Annotated in this window: 18 protein-coding genes; 11 read left to right on the forward strand and 7 right to left on the reverse strand. The window is 59.4% G+C overall.

Annotated features, from left to right (window positions below; all coding sequences use genetic code 11):
* Window positions 1-4 precede the first annotated feature (4 nt).
* The 3 genes from RN346_RS13280 to RN346_RS13290 are packed head-to-tail and all read left to right on the forward strand — an operon-like array spanning window position 5 to window position 2930.
* Window positions 5-1027 (forward strand): iron ABC transporter permease, encoded by a 1023-nt coding sequence (locus RN346_RS13280; RefSeq protein WP_311961382.1) that lies wholly within the window; start codon window positions 5-7, stop codon window positions 1025-1027.
* Complete coding sequence (locus tag RN346_RS13285) at window positions 1024-2067, forward strand: iron ABC transporter permease (RefSeq protein ID WP_311961383.1); 1044 nt, start codon at window positions 1024-1026, stop codon at window positions 2065-2067. Before RN346_RS13280 ends, RN346_RS13285 begins: the two co-directional genes overlap by 4 nt.
* Window positions 2064-2930, forward strand: a complete 867-nt coding sequence (locus tag RN346_RS13290; protein ID WP_311961384.1) for an ABC transporter ATP-binding protein — start codon at window positions 2064-2066, stop codon at window positions 2928-2930. Before RN346_RS13285 ends, RN346_RS13290 begins: the two co-directional genes overlap by 4 nt.
* A 34-nt stretch (window positions 2931-2964) precedes the next feature.
* Here RN346_RS13290 and lldD read toward each other — a convergent pair whose 3' ends face one another.
* Together lldD and RN346_RS13300 are read right to left on the reverse strand one after the other, a co-directional pair.
* Complete coding sequence (lldD, locus tag RN346_RS13295) at window positions 2965-4125, reverse strand: FMN-dependent L-lactate dehydrogenase LldD (RefSeq protein WP_311961385.1); 1161 nt, start codon at window positions 4123-4125, stop codon at window positions 2965-2967.
* 133 nt (window positions 4126-4258) lie between these two features.
* Entirely contained in the window at window positions 4259-5212 is a 954-nt protein-coding gene (locus RN346_RS13300) for a LysR family transcriptional regulator (RefSeq protein WP_311961386.1), read from the reverse strand.
* A 138-nt stretch (window positions 5213-5350) separates the two neighbouring features.
* Here RN346_RS13300 and RN346_RS13305 point away from each other — a divergent pair, with 138 nt between their 5' ends.
* Both RN346_RS13305 and RN346_RS13310 read left to right on the forward strand, forming a co-directional pair.
* Entirely contained in the window at window positions 5351-5743 is a 393-nt protein-coding gene (locus RN346_RS13305; protein ID WP_263586351.1) for a RidA family protein, read from the forward strand.
* A gap of 83 nt (window positions 5744-5826) precedes the next feature.
* Window positions 5827-6342 carry a cupin gene (locus tag RN346_RS13310; protein WP_311961387.1) on the forward strand — a complete coding sequence of 172 codons (516 nt, stop codon included), beginning with the start codon at window positions 5827-5829 and terminating at the stop codon, window positions 6340-6342.
* Here the strand turns inward: RN346_RS13310 and RN346_RS13315 are convergent.
* A complete protein-coding gene (locus tag RN346_RS13315) occupies window positions 6339-7121 on the reverse strand; it encodes a PhzF family phenazine biosynthesis protein (protein WP_311961388.1) in 783 nt (260 codons plus the stop codon). The two genes, RN346_RS13310 and RN346_RS13315, sit on opposite strands and share 4 nt — an antisense overlap.
* Window positions 7122-7291: 170 nt before the next feature.
* On the opposite strand from RN346_RS13315, the gene RN346_RS13320 reads away from it, so the two are divergent.
* The 4 genes from RN346_RS13320 (at window position 7292) to RN346_RS13335 (ending at window position 9213) form a co-directional block, all read left to right on the forward strand.
* On the forward strand, window positions 7292-7588 hold the full coding sequence (locus tag RN346_RS13320) for a DUF1330 domain-containing protein (RefSeq protein ID WP_311961389.1): 297 nt from the start codon (window positions 7292-7294) through the stop codon (window positions 7586-7588).
* Window positions 7589-7691: 103 nt separating this feature from the next.
* Window positions 7692-8372 carry a type 1 glutamine amidotransferase domain-containing protein gene (locus tag RN346_RS13325; RefSeq protein ID WP_263586347.1) on the forward strand — a complete coding sequence of 227 codons (681 nt, stop codon included), beginning with the start codon at window positions 7692-7694 and terminating at the stop codon, window positions 8370-8372.
* 296 nt (window positions 8373-8668) lie between these two features.
* Window positions 8669-8884 carry a DUF2945 domain-containing protein gene (locus RN346_RS13330; RefSeq protein ID WP_311961390.1) on the forward strand — a complete coding sequence of 72 codons (216 nt, stop codon included), beginning with the start codon at window positions 8669-8671 and terminating at the stop codon, window positions 8882-8884.
* Between the two features lie 14 nt (window positions 8885-8898).
* Window positions 8899-9213, forward strand: a complete 315-nt coding sequence (locus tag RN346_RS13335; RefSeq protein ID WP_263586345.1) for a DUF6482 family protein — start codon at window positions 8899-8901, stop codon at window positions 9211-9213.
* A gap of 63 nt (window positions 9214-9276) precedes the next feature.
* Here the strand turns inward: RN346_RS13335 and RN346_RS13340 are convergent, their stop codons facing one another.
* The 4 genes from RN346_RS13340 to RN346_RS13355 all read right to left on the reverse strand — a co-directional run bounded on the left by RN346_RS13340 (window position 9277) and on the right by RN346_RS13355 (window position 14650).
* Window positions 9277-10383 carry a diguanylate cyclase gene (locus tag RN346_RS13340; RefSeq protein ID WP_311961391.1) on the reverse strand — a complete coding sequence of 369 codons (1107 nt, stop codon included), beginning with the start codon at window positions 10381-10383 and terminating at the stop codon, window positions 9277-9279.
* A gap of 111 nt (window positions 10384-10494) precedes the next feature.
* On the reverse strand, window positions 10495-11637 hold the full coding sequence (locus tag RN346_RS13345; RefSeq protein ID WP_311958522.1) for a diguanylate cyclase: 1143 nt from the start codon (window positions 11635-11637) through the stop codon (window positions 10495-10497).
* A 22-nt stretch (window positions 11638-11659) separates the two neighbouring features.
* Window positions 11660-12802, reverse strand: coding sequence for a GGDEF domain-containing protein (locus tag RN346_RS13350; protein ID WP_263586342.1), 1143 nt, complete (start codon window positions 12800-12802; stop codon window positions 11660-11662).
* Window positions 12803-13759: 957 nt separating this feature from the next.
* Window positions 13760-14650 carry a LysR family transcriptional regulator gene (locus RN346_RS13355; RefSeq protein WP_311961392.1) on the reverse strand — a complete coding sequence of 297 codons (891 nt, stop codon included), beginning with the start codon at window positions 14648-14650 and terminating at the stop codon, window positions 13760-13762.
* 156 nt (window positions 14651-14806) lie between these two features.
* Between RN346_RS13355 and RN346_RS13360 the strand changes: the two genes are divergently transcribed.
* Together RN346_RS13360 and RN346_RS13365 are read left to right on the forward strand one after the other, a co-directional pair.
* Complete coding sequence (locus RN346_RS13360) at window positions 14807-16150, forward strand: acyclic terpene utilization AtuA family protein (protein ID WP_311961393.1); 1344 nt, start codon at window positions 14807-14809, stop codon at window positions 16148-16150.
* Window positions 16147-16482, forward strand: a complete 336-nt coding sequence (locus RN346_RS13365; RefSeq protein ID WP_311961394.1) for a hypothetical protein — start codon at window positions 16147-16149, stop codon at window positions 16480-16482. Before RN346_RS13360 ends, RN346_RS13365 begins: the two co-directional genes overlap by 4 nt.
* Window positions 16483-16491: the final 9 nt, after the last annotated feature.

Below are 16491 nucleotides of genomic sequence, written 5' to 3' on the forward strand. Positions count from 1 at the left end.
CGCGATGCCCGCGCGCCCGAGCGCCTACCGCCGGTACCTGGCCAAGCGCCTGACCGGCGCGGCGCTATTGGTGGTGCTTTTGATCGGGGCCGCAGCGCTTTCGATCGCGCTGGGCGCGCGAAACGTCGGCTGGGCGGAGATTCACGCCGCGCTCACAGGCCAGGTGCAGAGCGTGGGCGACGCCGCCGTGGCCAGCCGCCTGCCGCGCACGCTGCTGGCGCTGCTCGCCGGTGCCGCACTGGGCGTGGCCGGCGGCGTCATGCAGGGGCTGACGCGCAACCCGCTGGCCGACCCGGGTCTTCTCGGCGTCAACGCCGGGGCCGCACTGGCCGTCGTGATCGGCATTGCCTGGTTCGACATGCAGACCAGCCTCGGTTTCATCATTAGCGCCCTGACCGGGGCGAGCCTTTCGGCGGTCGCGGTCTACACCATCGCAAGCCTGGGCCGCGGCGGGGCCACGCCGCTTCGCCTGGCGCTGGCCGGCGCGGCGATCACCGCCGCGCTCACATCGCTCACCACCGCCGTGATTCTGCCCCGGGGCGATATCTCGGGACTGGTGCAGTCCTGGCTGGTCGGCGGCGTAGGCGGGGCGACCTACGGCCAACTCCTTCCCATCCTGCCCTGCCTGGCGATGGGGTTCATCGTGTCGGTCGCCTCGGCGCGTAAGCTCAACCTGCTGGCACTGGGCGACGATACCGCCGCCGGGCTCGGCGAAAACGTCGTGCTGGCCCGAGCGATATCGGCGATCGGCGCGGTGCTCTTGTGCGGCGCGACCACCGCGGCGTGCGGGCCGATCGGCTTCGTGGGCCTGGTCGTGCCCCACGCCTGCCGCCTGCTGGTGGGCACCGACTATCGCTGGCTGTTGCCGTTCTCCGCCCTCGGCGGGGCGATACTCCTGATGCTGGCCGACGTGGCCGGGCGGCTGGCGGCGCATCCGGCGGAGCTCGACGTGGGCATCGTCACGGCGTTCGTCGGCGCGCCGGTGTTCATCTGGATCGTGCGCCGTCGCAAGGTGGGCGCGCCATGAAGCAGGCGAGTCTCACGCAGCGGGCGCATCTGAACGCGCTGCGCCGTGCCCAATCAAGGCGACGCCGGAGCGTGCTGATGCTGCTCGCCGCCGGGCTTTTGTTGGGCGTGCTGGTGACGCTCGCGCTGGGCCAGTCCTACACCCCGCTTTCCACGGTGGCGCGGGTGCTCGCCGGCATCGACGTACCGGGCGCGAGCTTCACCGTGCGCGAGCTGCGCCTGCCCCGGGCGGTGGCGTGCCTGCTCGCCGGCGCCTGCTTTGGTCTCGGCGGCGTGGCCTTCCAGACGCTCTTGCGCAACCCCTTGGCGAGTCCGGACATCATCGGCATCAGCAGCGGCGCCAGCGCCGGTGCGGTGTTTGCCATCGTCGCGCTCTCCTGGAGCGGGCCGGCGGTGGCGCTTGCGGCGGTGGCCTCGGGGCTTGGCGTGGCGCTTTCGATCTACCTGCTCTCCTGGCGCGACGGCGTGACCGGCGCTCGGCTGATCCTGATCGGCATCGGCCTTGCCGCCATGCTGCAAAGCGTAACGGCGTATCTTCTGATGCAGGCGCCGAGCTGGTCGCTGCAGGAGGCGCTTCGCTGGATCACCGGCAGCGTCAACGGCGTGCGCCTGGCGCAAGCGCTGCCGCTGGGTCTGGCGCTGACTCTGCTGGGCGGGCTGTTGCTGAGCCGACGCGCTGATCTCGACGCGCTGCGCCTGGGCGACGAGCTCGCCGCTGGGCTCGGCGTGCGCCTTGGCGTTACTCGCCTCGTCGTGGTGCTGGCGGCGGTAGGCCTGGTGGCCTTCGCCACGGCGGTGACCGGGCCGATCGCCTTCGTGGCGTTTCTTTCCGGGCCGATCGCCGCGCGCATCAACGGCCAGAACGGCTCGCTGCTCTGGTCGGCGGCGCTGGTGGGAGCGCTTTTGGTGCTCGCCAGCGACTACGCCGGGCAGTTCCTGCTGCCCGCCCGCTACCCGGTCGGCATCGTCACCGGCGTGCTGGGCGCGCCTTACCTCGTTTATCTGATCATTCGCGACAACCAACGCAAGGGCGCCCCATGAACGCATCCTCCCTGCAGGCCGACGCGCTCACTGCCGGCTACGGCGAGCGCCGCGTGCTCGAAAACGTCAGCGTCACAGTGACGCCCGGCCATATCACCGCCATCGTCGGGGCCAACGCCTGCGGCAAGTCGACGCTGTTGCGCGTGCTCTCAAGGCTGATCACCCCGGCCAGCGGGCGTGTGCTGCTCGACGGCCACGCCATCGACGGTGTCCCCGGGCGAAAGCTCGCCCGCCAGCTCGGCTTTTTGCCGCAGTCGCCCATTGCGCCGGAGGGCATCAGCGTGCTGGAGTTGGTCAGCCGGGGCCGCCACCCCCACCAGGGGCTGTTCAAGCGCTGGAGCGCAGCGGACGAGGCGGCGGTCGCCGATGCGCTGGCCGCCACCCATCTTTGCGAGCTTGCCGAGCGCGCGGTGGACGAACTCTCTGGCGGCCAGCGCCAGCGGGTGTGGATCGCCATGGCGCTGGCCCAGCAGACCCGCGTCCTGCTGCTCGACGAGCCCACCACCTTTCTCGACATCAACCACCAGATCGACGTGCTGGATCTACTCACCGAGCTCAACCAGACCCGCGGCACTACGGTCGTGATGGTGCTCCACGAGCTGAACCTGGCCGCCCGCTACGCCGATACGCTGATCGCCATGGCGGGCGGGCGCGTGTACGCGGCGGGGCCGCCCGAAAGCGTGCTGACCGAGCAGATGGTGCGTGAGGTGTTCGGCCTGGAAAGCCGGGTCATTGACGATCCGGTGACCGGCAAGCCGATGATGATTCCGCTGGGGCGCCACGGCGGCGTAAAGGCTAAATCACGGGCCAAGGTATCGCAGCCCAATGAATTAACGCCTGAGTACGAAAACGCCCCGCAATGACGGCGGGGCGATCAAGCGGCGCGAGGGAGCGGCGCTACTCGCTCATCTTCATCTCTTTCACCACCGCGTCGAGATGGCTCTGGTTGATCTCGGCGGGCGAATTGGCGCCGATCAGCGTCATGGTCACGCGCATGTCCGCGGCGATCAGCTCCAGAAGGTGCGAGACCCCCGCCTCGCCCCGGGCGGCCAGCGCGTAGGCGTAGGCGCGGCCGAGCAGCACGCCCTTGGCGCCGAGGGCCAGCATGCGCACCACGTCGAGCCCGGAGCGCACGCCGGAGTCCGCCAGTACGGTGAGTTCGTCGCCGACTTCTTCGACGATATGCGGCAGCGCCTGGGCGGTGGAGATCGCGCCGTCGAGCTGGCGGCCGCCGTGATTCGACACCACGATGCCATCGGCGCCCATGCGCTGCGCCTCGCGGGCATCGTCCTTGTCCAGAAGCCCCTTGATGATCAGCTTGCCTTTCCAGCTTTCGCGAATCCAGGCCAGCTCATCCCAACTGATCGAGGGATCGAAGTTCTTGGCCAGAAAACCCATGTAATCGTCCATGCCCATCGTGCGCTGCGTGTAGGCCTCGATATTGCCAAACGACAGCGGCTTGCCCTTGAGCCCCACGTCATACGCCCACTGCGGATGGGTGATCGCCTGGGCGTACTGGCGAAGCTTGGCGTTGGGGCCGGACATGCCCGAGCGCCGGTCACGATAGCGCGAACCGGGCAGCGGCATGTCCACGGTGAACACCAGCGTCTTCATGCCCGCTTCCCAGGAGCGCTCCAGGGCGTTTTTCATGAAGCCGCGATCCTTCAATACATAAAGCTGCGACCACTGCTCGCCGTGGGCATCGCGAGCCACCTCCTCGATCGAGCAGACCGACACGGTCGAGAGCGTATAGGGAATCCCCGCCTTCTCGGCGGCGCGCGCCGCCTGTACCTCGCCGCGCCGCGCGTACAGGCCCGTGGCCCCGACCGGGGCGAGCGCCACCGGCATCTTCCACTGGCTTCCCAGAATCTCGGTATCGAGAGTGGGCGTACCGCCGCCTTTCAATACCCGCTGGCGCAGCGGAATGCCCTGCAGCGCCTCGACGTTGCCGCGCAGCGTGCTCTCGGTCACCGAGCCGCCGTCGAGGTAGTCGAACAGAAAGCGGGGAATGCGCTGCTTGGCGGCTTGCCGGTAATCCGAAGGGCTTGAAATGATCATGGAATCGCCTTACCTCTCGAGACGGGAAACTGTGAAGCGTCCGTACCTCCAACGCCTTACGCTACCGGCTAGCGTACCAAGTAAACCCGCCCGGGGAGCGCCCCACTGCCCCCAACTTTAGTCTATGGAAAACTCACTCGGACGGCGTTCGACTCGCGCCTTTTACCTCGTGGGATCGATCGACGCCAGGAGACTGCGCGGCCATCAGCGCAGCGACCCACTCGATGAACACGCGCAGCCTGGCGCTGACGTGACGATGAGGTCGAAAGGCAACGAACATCGGCATCGGCGCTAGCTGCCAATCATCGAATAGCTGAACGAGCTCACCGCGAAGGACATGCTCGCGCGCCATGTAACCCGGCAACCACACCACGCCCAGCCCCGCCAACCCCGCCGCTAGCGCAGCGTTACCATCGTCGACGATTAGCCGGTAGCGCCCCGGGACACTGACACTTTGTGCACCGCGATAAAGCGTGGGGGCAAAGGCCGCCCCGCCACGCCACTTGAAGCCGACAACATAGTGAGGCGCGCCAGAAAGCGTTGCAGGATGCGAAGGCACGCCGGTTTTTTCCAGATATTCCGGGGCTGCGTAAATGCCCAAACCAAGCTCCCCCACGCGACGGGCCACTAGCGAAAGGTCGGTCAGCTCTGACCCGCGGATGACGCAATCCACGCTTTCATCGATCAGATCCACCCGACGGTCACTGACCCCCATGTCGAGCTGAATATCGGGGTACTGCGCCCAAAAGTCTGGCAGCGCGGGAATCAAAATCATGCGTGCAAACGGGCTGGGCACATCGATTCTAAGCCGCCCGCGTGGCGCGACGGCCGCATTGGATAGGCTGGTGTCGGCATCGTCCATATCCGCCAAAAGCTTAACGACACGCGCATAGTAGGCCGCGCCGTCCTCCGTGGTATTCACCTTGCGCGTGGTGCGGTTTAAAAGCTTGACCCGCAGCCTGGCCTCCAACTGCTGCACCAGCTGGGTGACGCTGGTCTTGCTGATACCCAGCGTTTGCGCCGCCCGGGTGAAGCTTCCGGTCTCGACAACACGGGCAAAAGCCTGCATGGCAGTGAAACGGTCCATGGCGACCCACTCCTTGTGATTGTTTGGAAAGAGCAAACAGTGCTGGGCAGGATAGCGCGTTTATCACGCCCTTGAGCCGACTTAAAGTAGCGTTATCAAGCACACTTTTTGCAGTAAACCACCAATGGAGAGACCGCTATGGCACAACGCGATGTCGTATTCCCCCATAAACGTCAGGCCCTTTACGAACAGAACGGTTATAGCGCGGCCGTGCGCGCCAATGGTTTTCTGTTTGTATCAGGCCAGGTCGGTAGTCGTGAAGACGGCACCCCGGAGCCTGATTTGGCACGCCAGATCCAGCTCGCCTTCGACAACCTGCAAGGCGTGCTGGAGGCCGCAGGGGCAAGCTTTGACGATATCGTCGATGTGACCAGTTTCCACACCGACCCTGAAGCCCAGTTCGAGAGCGTTCTGGCCACCAAGGCCCGGGCGTTTCCCAATCAGCCCTACCCGAACTGGACGATGATCGGCGTCAACTGGCTGGCCGGGTTCGAGTTTGAAATCAAGGTGATTGCCAAGTTGCCCGAATAAGCGCAACGCCAGCTCAGGCTCCTCGACGGTTAGCGCCCTGCTGCTAAAGTTAGAAAAGCGCCTAACGCGACGAGGAGCAGAGAATGAGCACACCCACGCTCGAAACGCTTTATCTTGAAGGCGATGTTCAACGCGGCTTTCCCAACTCACGGCTGCCGGTGCTGATTTACCGTGGCGTGGTCGCGCACGTTGACGCCGAACAGTGCGCCCAGGCGCTCGAGGCGCTGTTCGAGCAAAACGGCTGGCCGCCCGCCTGGCGCTATCACCTCTACGATTTTCAGCACTTCCACGCCGATGCCCACGAAGCGCTGGGCGTGTTTCGCGGCCGCGCCCGGGCGCAGCTGGGTGGCCCCGACGGGCCCGTCATTACGCTTACCCCGGGCGATGTGCTGGTGCTACCGGCGGGCACCGGTCACGCCTGCCTGCAGGACGAGGGCAATTTCTGCATGGTTGGCGCCTACCCACCCGGCCAAACGCCGGATTTGGAGCGCGGCAATCCGCAGGATTTCGACGCGTTGAAAGCGCGGGCCGCCGCCGTTGCTCTGCCTGCCCAGGGCCCGGTCGATGGCGACGCCATGACGTTCTGGCAAGCGCATTAAAGCGTGATCGTACCTGTCAGGTACGGCGCGACCCGCCCCTGAATCACGACGTACTCATCCTTCAGGTGAACCCGAAGCGTACCCTGACGTGCGCCGCCCTGACGCGCCGTAAGTGAGTGCTTACCCAGCCGCTTGGCCCAGTAGGGCGCAAGCGAGGTATGCGCCGAGCCGGTGACCGGGTCCTCTTCAACGCCGACCTTCGGGCCGAACCAGCGCGAAACGAAGTCTTCCTCCTGACCAGGCGCGGTCACGGCGACGCCCCTTCCCGGTAGCGCCCTGAGTTTTGCCATGTCCGGCGTGATCGTGGCGACGACCTGGGCGTTTTCCACCACCGCGATGATATCGTCGGCAATCAGCACCTCGTCGACTTGGGAAAGCCCCAGGGCAGCGGCGACCTCGTCTTTCAATGCAAGTGATGCGGGCGGTTTGGCGGGAAACGTCATGGCCAACGCCTCACCGTCGCGGGCGACCAACAGCTCACCGCTTCGCGTTTGAAACGCAAGCATCTCGGTATTCACGCCCAGCGCGTTAAAGATTACCCAGGCGGCGGCCAGCGTGGCGTGACCGCAAAGATCCACTTCGACCGTGGGCGTAAACCAGCGCAGCCGGTATCCCGCCCCCTCAGGTACGAAAAACGCGGTTTCCGATAGATTGTTTTCCGCCGCGATGGCCTGTAGCAGGGTGTCATCCAGCCACGCGTCGAGCGGACAAACGGCGGCGGGGTTGCCTTCAAACGGCCGGTCGGCAAAGGCATCGACCTGGTAAAGATCCACATGCATACAAGAGGCTCAAAAGCGAAAAAAGGAGCGCCATTTTATCATGGCGGCGGCGGGCACCAACACGCGGCGGTGGACGCCCTATCGATCTCGGGCCAGAATTCAGGGTTCTTGACGGCCCCAGGCCGGATGCCCGAAGACCTCGCCATCCGGCTCATGACAGGAGTAAATGCATGTCCGCCTACGTTGTACTAATTAAAGAACGCACCCACGACGAGCAGGAGTTCAAAACCTACGGTGAAAAAGCCAAGGCCGCCCGCGAAGGTCATGACCCTGAGCCGCTGGCGTTCTACGGCGACTTCGAGGTGCTGGAAGGCAGCGCCATGGAAGGCGGCGTGATTCTGCGCTTCCCCGACATGGACGCCGCCCGCGCCTGGTACCACAGCCCCGCCTATCAGGAGGCTCGAAAGCACCGCTTTCTAGGCGCCGACTACCGCGTACTGCTGCTCGACGGGCTGCCAGAGGGCTAACCCCCAGTGCGAACCGCCCCGGCCCGTTGGCAACAGCGGGCCGAGTTACCTACGCTCAAGTGAGTCTTTTCCTGTACATGTTTGACCACACAAGGAGTCAGCGATGAACATTCTGATGGTCGTGACCTCTCACGATAAGCTCGGCGACACCGGCAACAAGACCGGCTTCTGGCTCGAAGAGCTGGCCGCGCCCTACTACACCTTTCTGGATGCGGGCGCCAAGCTGACTCTGGCCTCCCCTGCCGGCGGCCAGCCGCCGCTGGACCCATCGAGCGACGCGCCGGACGCCCAAACCGACGCCACCAACCGTTTCAAGCAGGATCTTGACGCGCAGCACGCGCTGGCTCACACCCAAACGCTCGACGATATCGATGTCAGTGATTTCGATGCGATCTTCTATCCCGGTGGCCACGGCCCGTTGTGGGATTTGGCTGAAAGCGCCACCTCGGCCCGCCTGATCGAAGACGCCCTGGCCGCCGACAAGCCGGTTGCTGCGGTGTGCCACGCCCCCGGCGTGCTTCGCCACGTGCGCAAAAGCGATGGCAAACCGCTGGTCGCCGGGCGCAAGGTGACAGGCTTTAGCAATAGTGAAGAAGAAGCCGTGGGGCTTACCAAAGTGGTGCCGTTTCTGGTCGAGGACATGCTCAAGGAGCAAGGCGGCGAGTACTCGAAGGGCGATGACTGGAGCGCCTACGTGGTGGAGGACGGTCTTTTGATCACCGGCCAGAACCCCGGCTCCTCCGAGGCGACTGCCGAGGCGCTATTGAAGAGGCTCAAGCGCTAAATCCAACGCCTGGAACCTTGCGCTGCTCCCTTCGCGCTGAAACCCCTCACGCTGAAAATGATGCGCCTGACGCCCCGGTAATGCATCGATCCACGCACATTGGCTCTCTTCAACCTCCCCGGCTGAAGAGGGTTTTATGTATCTGCGGCACCACCAACACATTGCATGCCACCTTCGCTCGCTTGATCCAACCAGGCTCGGTACGCCTGACAAGAGCCCCATATTGAACTCTTCATTGCCAAAATCCTCAAAAGGTACAAGAATTGTACAACGTATAATTTTCGAGGATGCCTTTGATGGCGGATTTCAAGCAGCGCGAGTGGGTGAAATGGAAATGGGGTGACAACTGGGCCGAAGGTCAGGTCACCAAAAAGTACTGCGAGAAAGTGACGCGCAAACTTCAGGGCAGCGAGGTGACCCGCAAGGGTAGTGAAAAAACCCCCGCCTATCTGATTAAACAGGAGGACGGCAGTCGCGTTCTCAAACTGCACACTGAAATCAAGAAAGCGTAGCCAAGGAGGCCACCATGACGTTCGACGAGTTCGTAAAACTTGCCGGTCAGTCGAGTATCAAGGAACTGCACATCGAGTCTCATGAAGGCGATGTGTTCGTCTTTCGCGCCATGACCGACGATGACGAAGAACATGTACTGGTCGACCACCACGGCAAGCCCATACGTCCGCAGTCGCTGACCGACGCGCGCAAACGCTTGAGCGACGTGGGCGGGCTGGAAAACGTGCCGCTCTATCTCGTCCAGCAGGTGCCCTACGATGAAATGATCGGCCTCGACGCCGACCAGGAGTCCCACAAGACACCACTGACGCTTCACTCCGGGGCGTAGAAAGCGCTCCTCATAAAAACGGCGAGCGTCGAAAGCGCTCGCCGTTTCTTTGGCGCGCCGTGTTCAAGCGCCGCTCGGTTCGAGAGCATTGGTCGGACATGGTAAGTAAACGGCTCGATTGCGTCCGCTTGTTTTGGCCTGATAAAGCGCCTGGTCGGCGCCTTTTAACAGCACACCACCGCCGGTTGCGCGCATCGTTACGGCGGCTTCGGTGCTCGATACTCCGGCGCTCAGTGTCACCCAGGCGCTCGTGCTTGAGTCTTCGTTGGGTATTTCAAGCGCTTCGACCGTCTGGCACAGCCGATCCGCGATATGGCGCGCCCCCTGAGCGGCAGTATTCGGCAGCACGATGACGAACTCCTCACCGCCATAGCGCGCGATCAGATCCGAGGGCCTTGAAAGCCCTTCCTTCAAGGCGGCGGTGACGCGCTTGAGACATTCATCGCCCGCGTCGTGACCGTAGCGGTCGTTGAAGCGCTTGAAGTGGTCGATATCACACATGATGATCGAGAGCGCTCCGGAATGTCGTGAAAGCCGCGACCACTCGCGCTCCAACGCCTCGTCCAGCACCCGCCGGTTGGCAAGCCCGGTTAGCGGGTCGGTATTGCTCAGCGTTTTGAAATGGCGACTCAATAGCATCAACTCGCGCTCGGCATGATCGATCTGCTGGCGAAACAGACACAGAAAAATACCCAATAACGTCAGCACCCCAATGCCGCTGCCCACGTACATGACGTTCACCCAAGGGGCGGGAACCGGCGATAACGCTCTGGACGGCGTAAACAGAAAGTGGGCCGTCATATAGAGCGTACCCAGAAGCGCCATGTGAGCGATATATCGTCGTCGCCCGCGCTGCTTCATGAACACCAGTACCGCAGCAATGGTGAAGTAAAAAAGATGCACCCCGGCATCGGCACCGATCAGCGCGGTCACGACGAACATCTGGATATTGACGTTGATCAACAGCGTTCGCTGCGCCAGCCCGTAGCGCCGCATCCCATTGAGCACGAGCACTGACAAATACCCTAGAGTAAAAACGATATTGGCAGTAAACACGCTGTTGAAATAGGCGAAGTCGTACAAATAGTAGAACAGCTGATATGGAGCCGTCGCTACCGCGCCGAATAGCCCTATCTGGTTGGCCAGTTCGATTTGGCGACGTCGCTGCATGGTATTACCGGCCACGCCTGCCGCCCAAACCCATTTGACTCTCTTTAACATTGTAGGCGCCCTAAAAGAGAAGCTTGGAATTCAGCGCAAAAAGACGCGTGGCGAGACGTTTCAAGTGAGCGAGTAGCAGCCCATACAGACCGTTTGATCGCGTCCGTTTTTCTTGGCCAGATAGAGCGCTTGGTCGGCGCACTTGAGCAGGCGCTCGCCACTTTGCTCGAAATGCGTGCTGGTAAAGCAAGTGGAACTCGAGACACCGACACTGACAGTCACGATACCGCCTTTTATATGGGGATTGGGGATGGCCAAACGCCGCACAGCTTCGTTGATTTTTTCCCCCACGTGTCGAGCGCCCTGCTCGTCGGTCGCGGGCAGCACGACCGCGAACTCCTCGCCACCATAGCGCACCGCCAAATCCGAAGGCCGCTCGAGCACCTCCTTGATCGCCCAGGCAATTTGACGTAAGCACTCGTCGCCCCCATCGTGACCAAAATAGTCGTTATAGCCCTTGAAGTGATCGACATCGCACATGATGACCGAGAGCGTGCCCGGATGACGCGCAAGCCGCAGCCACTCGGCGCGCAGGGCCTCGTCCAGCGCGCGCCGATTGGCGAGTCCGGTTAGCGGATCGGTGCTCGAGCGGACCTGGAGCATCTGGCTGGTCGTCAACAGCTCCTTCTCGGTGTTCTCGATTTGGTGTCGAAAAAGATTGAGTAAGGCTACCATCAGCAGCAGCGCGCCGGAGGCGCTGCACACGTACATGAGATCCACCCAGGGATGGGGCACCGGCGTAATCGCGACTTCTGACGTCAACAATAGCTGAGTGCCGAGATAGAGCGCACCGCATACGAGCTGCCAGGCGACCAACCCCAGCCAGCAAAGCCCAGGAAACAAAAAGACCAGCACGGCGGCCTGGGTGAAATAGAAAAGATTAACGCCTACGCCAGAACCCGCCATGAGCGATGAAACGAACATGTGGGTGCTCACACACAACATGAGCAAATTGCGCGCCGCCCCGTACTCGCCGCGCCGGTTGAGCAGTAGCACCGTCGCGTAACAGGACATGAACATCAGATTGATAATGAATATTTCGCTAAAGTAAGCGAGATCGTAAAAGATATAGAAAAGCTGGTAAGGAAGAGGCGTAAAAAACGCAAAAATACCCAACTGATCACACACCAGAACCTGACGCTGACGCTTGGCGGGCAGCTCCCTCATATCGACGGCGCTTAGCTTCATCCATTGATCGAGCATTCTTCGTACTCCCAAAGCGCCGCTATCCTGCCGCGTACGTCAAAAAAACGGCCCGGTCGCGACCGAGACTCTTGGCCTGGTAAAGCGCCTGGTCTGCGCACTTGAGCAGGCTTTCACCCTCTTCCGCATTCAGGCCGTTACAGTTCAGCGCATGGATACTCGATACGCCGACGCTGACGGTGACAAAGCCGTCACCCGCGCCGGGATTGGGTATTTCAAGGCGTCGAACCGCCTCGCACAGTCTATGTGCCACGTGGCGCGCGCCTCGTTCATCGGTTTCCGGAAGTACCAGCGCAAACTCCTCTCCGCCGTAGCGCACGATGAGATCCGCAGGCCGGCTAAGCTCGGCCTGAAGCACCAGCGCGACTCGCTGCAGACACCGATCCCCCCCATCGTGACCAAAGCGATCGTTGTAATGTTTGAAATGATCCACGTCGCACATGATGACCGAAAGCGCCCCTGGGTGGCGGGTCAACCGCAGCCATTCGCGCCTTAAGGTGTCATCGAGCACCCGTCGATTCGCAAGCCCCGTCAACGGGTCGGTATTGCTGAGCGTTTCGAGCGCGTGGTTGTTGATCAAAAGCTCGCTTTCGGTGATCTCGAACTGATGGCGGTAGTGGAAAAGCAGCGTACCCAGCACCAGCAACACGCCCACGACGCTAAAACCGTGCAGCAGATTGGCCCAGGGCAGTGGCACCGGCGTATAGGCGGTACCGGAAGGAAACAAAACGTTCGCCGCGACGAAAAGCGCCACGCTGAGCAGCGTTAAACTCATCGAGAGGTACCACTGCTTACGGGGAAACAGAAACGACAGTGTCCCAGCCAGCGTGATATAGAAAAGAGGCACTCCGGCATCGACACTCAAATAGAACGCGCTAATGAACAGTTGCACCATGACCAGCGCCGTGAAAACGAGGCACGCCGTCATGTACCAGCGCCGATGATTGATCCATAAAATCGAGGCATAGCCGCCCATGAACAGCATATTGATGGTGAAATAAGTGCTATAGAGGTCGAAATCGGAAAGTATGAAGAAGGTCTGGTAACAGGTGCACATGAAGAACGCAAACAGACCCAGCTGGTTACACAGCTCGATTTGTCGACGCAGTCGCACGGGGTTGTCCGCCACACCCGGCGACCAGATTTTTTGAAGGTTACTCAGCATTCAGGGGGTTCCCGTTTTAAACGCCATACCGCGCTATATTCATCCATACCATCCATCCACTATAGGCACCCATTGACCGCAAGATAGTCGACCATAACGCGACGATTCGCCGCGCTTTTCAGAACCCGGAATTCATAAACAAGAGCGAACAGGCAACCCGCGCTCCCGCCTCCAAAAAAGATGCCTGCCGAGGCCGATTTACCTGCTCCAGAATGCTCTTTTGTCCCCTCCACCCGACAAGGCCCGGTCCTCTTAACGCTTGTCCATTCCAACCGTCTTTTGGGACATCATGAGCCTGAATTAATTTGGGTTACAGCTATGTATCGGCGCGGGGTCATCCGGCTTTATAGCCATACCATCTTTAAGCCGCGCACAGGGTACGGACGCGCAGCTAATAAACGAATATTCAACGACTCATAGAGATCCGATGGGTGACCAGCGCCGACGCCTAGGGCTTTTTGTTTCTGGCGCTCGTTCATCCCATTGCTTTTTTGTCACGACGTTCCTCGGAACGCCGCTTCTCTCGCAAGCAGCTGCATACCCATCTGACTACGCGCTTCTCGTTTCCAACCGGCTATATCACGGGGCTCTTGCTGTTCGACCTGGCAGCCTGGACAGGTACTGGCTGGATGGGCCCCCAGACTGCCGCGCCTGTACGCTATATAGGTACCAACGCGTCAGCCAAATTAACGTTAACCATCCAGACCGCTACGGATTATCCAGTGTTCAACAAATGCCTCTATCATAAAAAGTCTCTACAATAAAAAGCGTGTATAAAAAAACTTCTGAACAATAGGGCTAGGCTCTGTCTGAAAAGTGCCTGCGCTCGACAATACGGCGTTAAAAACTGGCTCGCGCGCGAGTCAGATCAGAATGCTCATTTACACGGTGTAAACTCCGTTTCTTCGCCAATTTTTGCCTTTTCTTATCTTCGCTCACCGACTTTTCAGGCAGACCCTAATCTTCAAAAGCGTTAATTAAATGTTCGCAAAACAACTGACTCATAGGCGGCAAGGTCTTGTCACTTAGCGTAATAATCGAAATAGTACGACGCAGTTTAGAGTCATCTACCGGAGCACTCGTTATATCGGGAAAGGCATGATCTTCCTTTGCCGCCGAAGGCAATACGGCAACGCCTAGTCCTGCGCTAACCATACTCGCTACGGTCATCATGTAGGTCGCTTCGCAGGCGGTTACGGGCGTCAAGCCCTCCCTGGCAAAAGCTTCTTCAACAACGGTTCGCAAACTTGTCAAGGCATTCAAGGTAACCAGTGGAAATTGAGCAATATCGGAAACACTTATTTTCTTCAAATTACCTAGCGGGTGTTCATGCGGAAAAATAACTTTAAGCGTTTCTGACTTCTTGAAAAGCGTTTTAACTTCTTTATCCCTGATCCACCCACCCGTAACGCCTATATCGACCTCACCTTCCTTTACCAGCTCGACAATCTTGTTATCGATGGCGTCGCGAACGATAAATTCAGCACCTGGATAGATGGCACGAAACTCCTTGATAACAAAGGGCAATAAAGAGGCAGCCACTGAAGGAAGAACGGCAATGCGCACAACGCCCCGCCTCATTGCAACGATGTCGCGCGCCTCGGTTACAACCGAATCAAGATCGTTGACCATTCTTTGAAATACGGGCAATAACGATGCCCCCACACGAGTAAGTTTTACAGTTCGCGTATTACGGTCAAACAAGCGAACATTTAACGACTCTTCCATATTACGAATCTGTATCGTCAATGCGGGTTGCGTCAGAAAAAGAGAAGTTGCGGCCTGAGTAAAACTCCCTAACTGGGCCACGGCAAGAAATGAGCGTATTTGACGAAAACTAAGATCCATAAAAATCCTTTATAATTACCATTTAATTATTTCAATTGTTTAATTGATTAGCCAGCTTTAACTTGAAACCAACCACTAGTAATCACACTCGATATCAATATTAGGCTTTAGTTCATAGCCTTTAGTCTTATACAAACAACAACGATAGGGTGGCGCATGCACAAAGTAAGAATTGGAGCTGGCGCTGGATATTCAGGCGATAGAATCGATCCAGCGGTAGATCTCGCCAGGCGAGGCAATCTGGATTTTCTCGTATTCGAGTGTCTGGCTGAGAGAACTATCACTAATGCCCAGCTGCAGTTGCTGTCCAGTCAACAAAAGGGGTATGACCCCTTCCTGGTCGCTCGCATGCAGGCCGTCCTAGGCCTTTGTCATCAGAACAACATACGCATTATAACCAATATGGGGGCGGCTGCCCCCTTGGCTGCGGCGCAGTGCATCCGTGATTTGGCACGTGACATGGGACTTGATTCGATACGCGTGGCAGCTGTCGTCGGCGACGATATCCTGACGCAATGCACGAAGAATAGCGCCTGCCTAAAAGAAGAACACGGTTATACGATTGCCGAACATCGTGACCAAATCATATCTGCCAACGCCTACATCGGTGCTGAGTCGATTGCCAAGGCTCTGGATGAAGGCGCAAACGTGGTCGTGACCGGCAGAGCGGCCGATCCCGCATTATTTCTAGGGCCGCTGATCCACTCATTCAAATGGGAAATGAATGATTGGGACAAGCTTGGCAAGGGAACTACGGCTGGTCACCTTCTGGAGTGCGCAGGGCAAATTTGCGGTGGCTATTTTGCCGATCCTGGCAAAAAGGATGTTCCGCAGCTGGCACACATTGGCTTTCCCTTTGGAGATATCTACGCCGATGGTCGCATCGAAATATCCAAGCTGGACAATACGGGAGGCTACATTACTCCCGCAACCGTCAAGGAGCAGCTTTTATATGAGATACATGATCCTGCCCGATATCTTCAACCAGACGTGATAGCGGATTTCAGCAATGTCTGGATCGAGGAGATAGCGACTAATCGTGTGCGTATTCATGATGCCACGGGGCATGCCAAGACCAACCATCTAAAAGTATCGATCAGTTATCACGATGGCTTTATTGGTGAAGGCCAGATTTCCTATGCCGGTATCGGCGCGGTCGCACGTGCGCAGCTGGCCAAGGACATCATTAAAGAAAGACTAACCGGCAATATATACCGTGACTTGAGAGTCGATTTCATTGGCATGAATGCACTTCACGGCGATCAGTTAAGCAGTGGTCATGAGCCGTATGAAGTGCGCCTTAGAGTCCTGGCAAAATGCGACTCCCAGGAGGATGCCGAACGCATTGGCAATGAAGTCGAGGCGCTTTATACCAATGGTCCATCGGGAGGGGGTGGCGCATGGAAATCGACGCGTTCTGCCGTATTTCTAACATCGCCACTCATTGCAGAAAGCCATGTACCCACATCGATCGTCTTCATGGAAACCGCCAGCTCATGATTCTGAGAGATATTGCTCATTGCCGAAGTGGTGACAAGGGAGATACCGCCAACATCTCCGTCATTGCTTATGAAGATAAAGATTACGAGTTATTGGTCAAGGAAGTCACGCCCGAACGTGTGGCCGAGCACCTGCGAGATAGTGTCAAAGGTACCGTTATACGTTATGAACTCCCCAGGCTTGGTGCGCTCAACCTGGTACTCACTCATGCCCTCTCAGGAGGTGTCGTAGGCTCTCTAGCGCTAGACGCCCACGGCAAATCATTGGGCTCGGCGTTACTTAGCTTGCCCATTGGCAGCCACACCAACAACCAAACCAGCAAGCTCGGATGAGCTGCACTA

The sequence above is a fragment of the Halomonas sp. PAMB 3232 genome (assembly GCF_031954225.1).
In the GTDB taxonomy this organism is placed as follows: Bacteria; Pseudomonadota; Gammaproteobacteria; order Pseudomonadales; family Halomonadaceae; genus Vreelandella.

Bases quoted from the DNA above. Each gene is read 5' to 3' on its own strand.
- RN346_RS13280 (WP_311961382.1), top strand. From the start codon at position 5: ATGCCCGCGCGCCCGAGCGCCTACCGCCGGTACCTGGCCAAGCGCCTG.
- RN346_RS13285 (WP_311961383.1), top strand. From the start codon at position 1,024: ATGAAGCAGGCGAGTCTCACGCAGCGGGCGCATCTGAACGCGCTGCGC.
- RN346_RS13290 (WP_311961384.1), top strand. From the start codon at position 2,064: ATGAACGCATCCTCCCTGCAGGCCGACGCGCTCACTGCCGGCTACGGC.
- lldD (WP_311961385.1), bottom strand. From the start codon at position 4,125: ATGATCATTTCAAGCCCTTCGGATTACCGGCAAGCCGCCAAGCAGCGC.
- RN346_RS13300 (WP_311961386.1), bottom strand. From the start codon at position 5,212: ATGGACCGTTTCACTGCCATGCAGGCTTTTGCCCGTGTTGTCGAGACC.
- RN346_RS13305 (WP_263586351.1), top strand. From the start codon at position 5,351: ATGGCACAACGCGATGTCGTATTCCCCCATAAACGTCAGGCCCTTTAC.
- RN346_RS13310 (WP_311961387.1), top strand. From the start codon at position 5,827: ATGAGCACACCCACGCTCGAAACGCTTTATCTTGAAGGCGATGTTCAA.
- RN346_RS13315 (WP_311961388.1), bottom strand. From the start codon at position 7,121: ATGCATGTGGATCTTTACCAGGTCGATGCCTTTGCCGACCGGCCGTTT.
- RN346_RS13320 (WP_311961389.1), top strand. From the start codon at position 7,292: ATGTCCGCCTACGTTGTACTAATTAAAGAACGCACCCACGACGAGCAG.
- RN346_RS13325 (WP_263586347.1), top strand. From the start codon at position 7,692: ATGAACATTCTGATGGTCGTGACCTCTCACGATAAGCTCGGCGACACC.
- RN346_RS13330 (WP_311961390.1), top strand. From the start codon at position 8,669: ATGGCGGATTTCAAGCAGCGCGAGTGGGTGAAATGGAAATGGGGTGAC.
- RN346_RS13335 (WP_263586345.1), top strand. From the start codon at position 8,899: ATGACGTTCGACGAGTTCGTAAAACTTGCCGGTCAGTCGAGTATCAAG.
- RN346_RS13340 (WP_311961391.1), bottom strand. From the start codon at position 10,383: ATGCAGCGACGTCGCCAAATCGAACTGGCCAACCAGATAGGGCTATTC.
- RN346_RS13345 (WP_311958522.1), bottom strand. From the start codon at position 11,637: ATGCTCGATCAATGGATGAAGCTAAGCGCCGTCGATATGAGGGAGCTG.
- RN346_RS13350 (WP_263586342.1), bottom strand. From the start codon at position 12,802: ATGCTGAGTAACCTTCAAAAAATCTGGTCGCCGGGTGTGGCGGACAAC.
- RN346_RS13355 (WP_311961392.1), bottom strand. From the start codon at position 14,650: ATGGATCTTAGTTTTCGTCAAATACGCTCATTTCTTGCCGTGGCCCAG.
- RN346_RS13360 (WP_311961393.1), top strand. From the start codon at position 14,807: ATGCACAAAGTAAGAATTGGAGCTGGCGCTGGATATTCAGGCGATAGA.
- RN346_RS13365 (WP_311961394.1), top strand. From the start codon at position 16,147: ATGATTCTGAGAGATATTGCTCATTGCCGAAGTGGTGACAAGGGAGAT.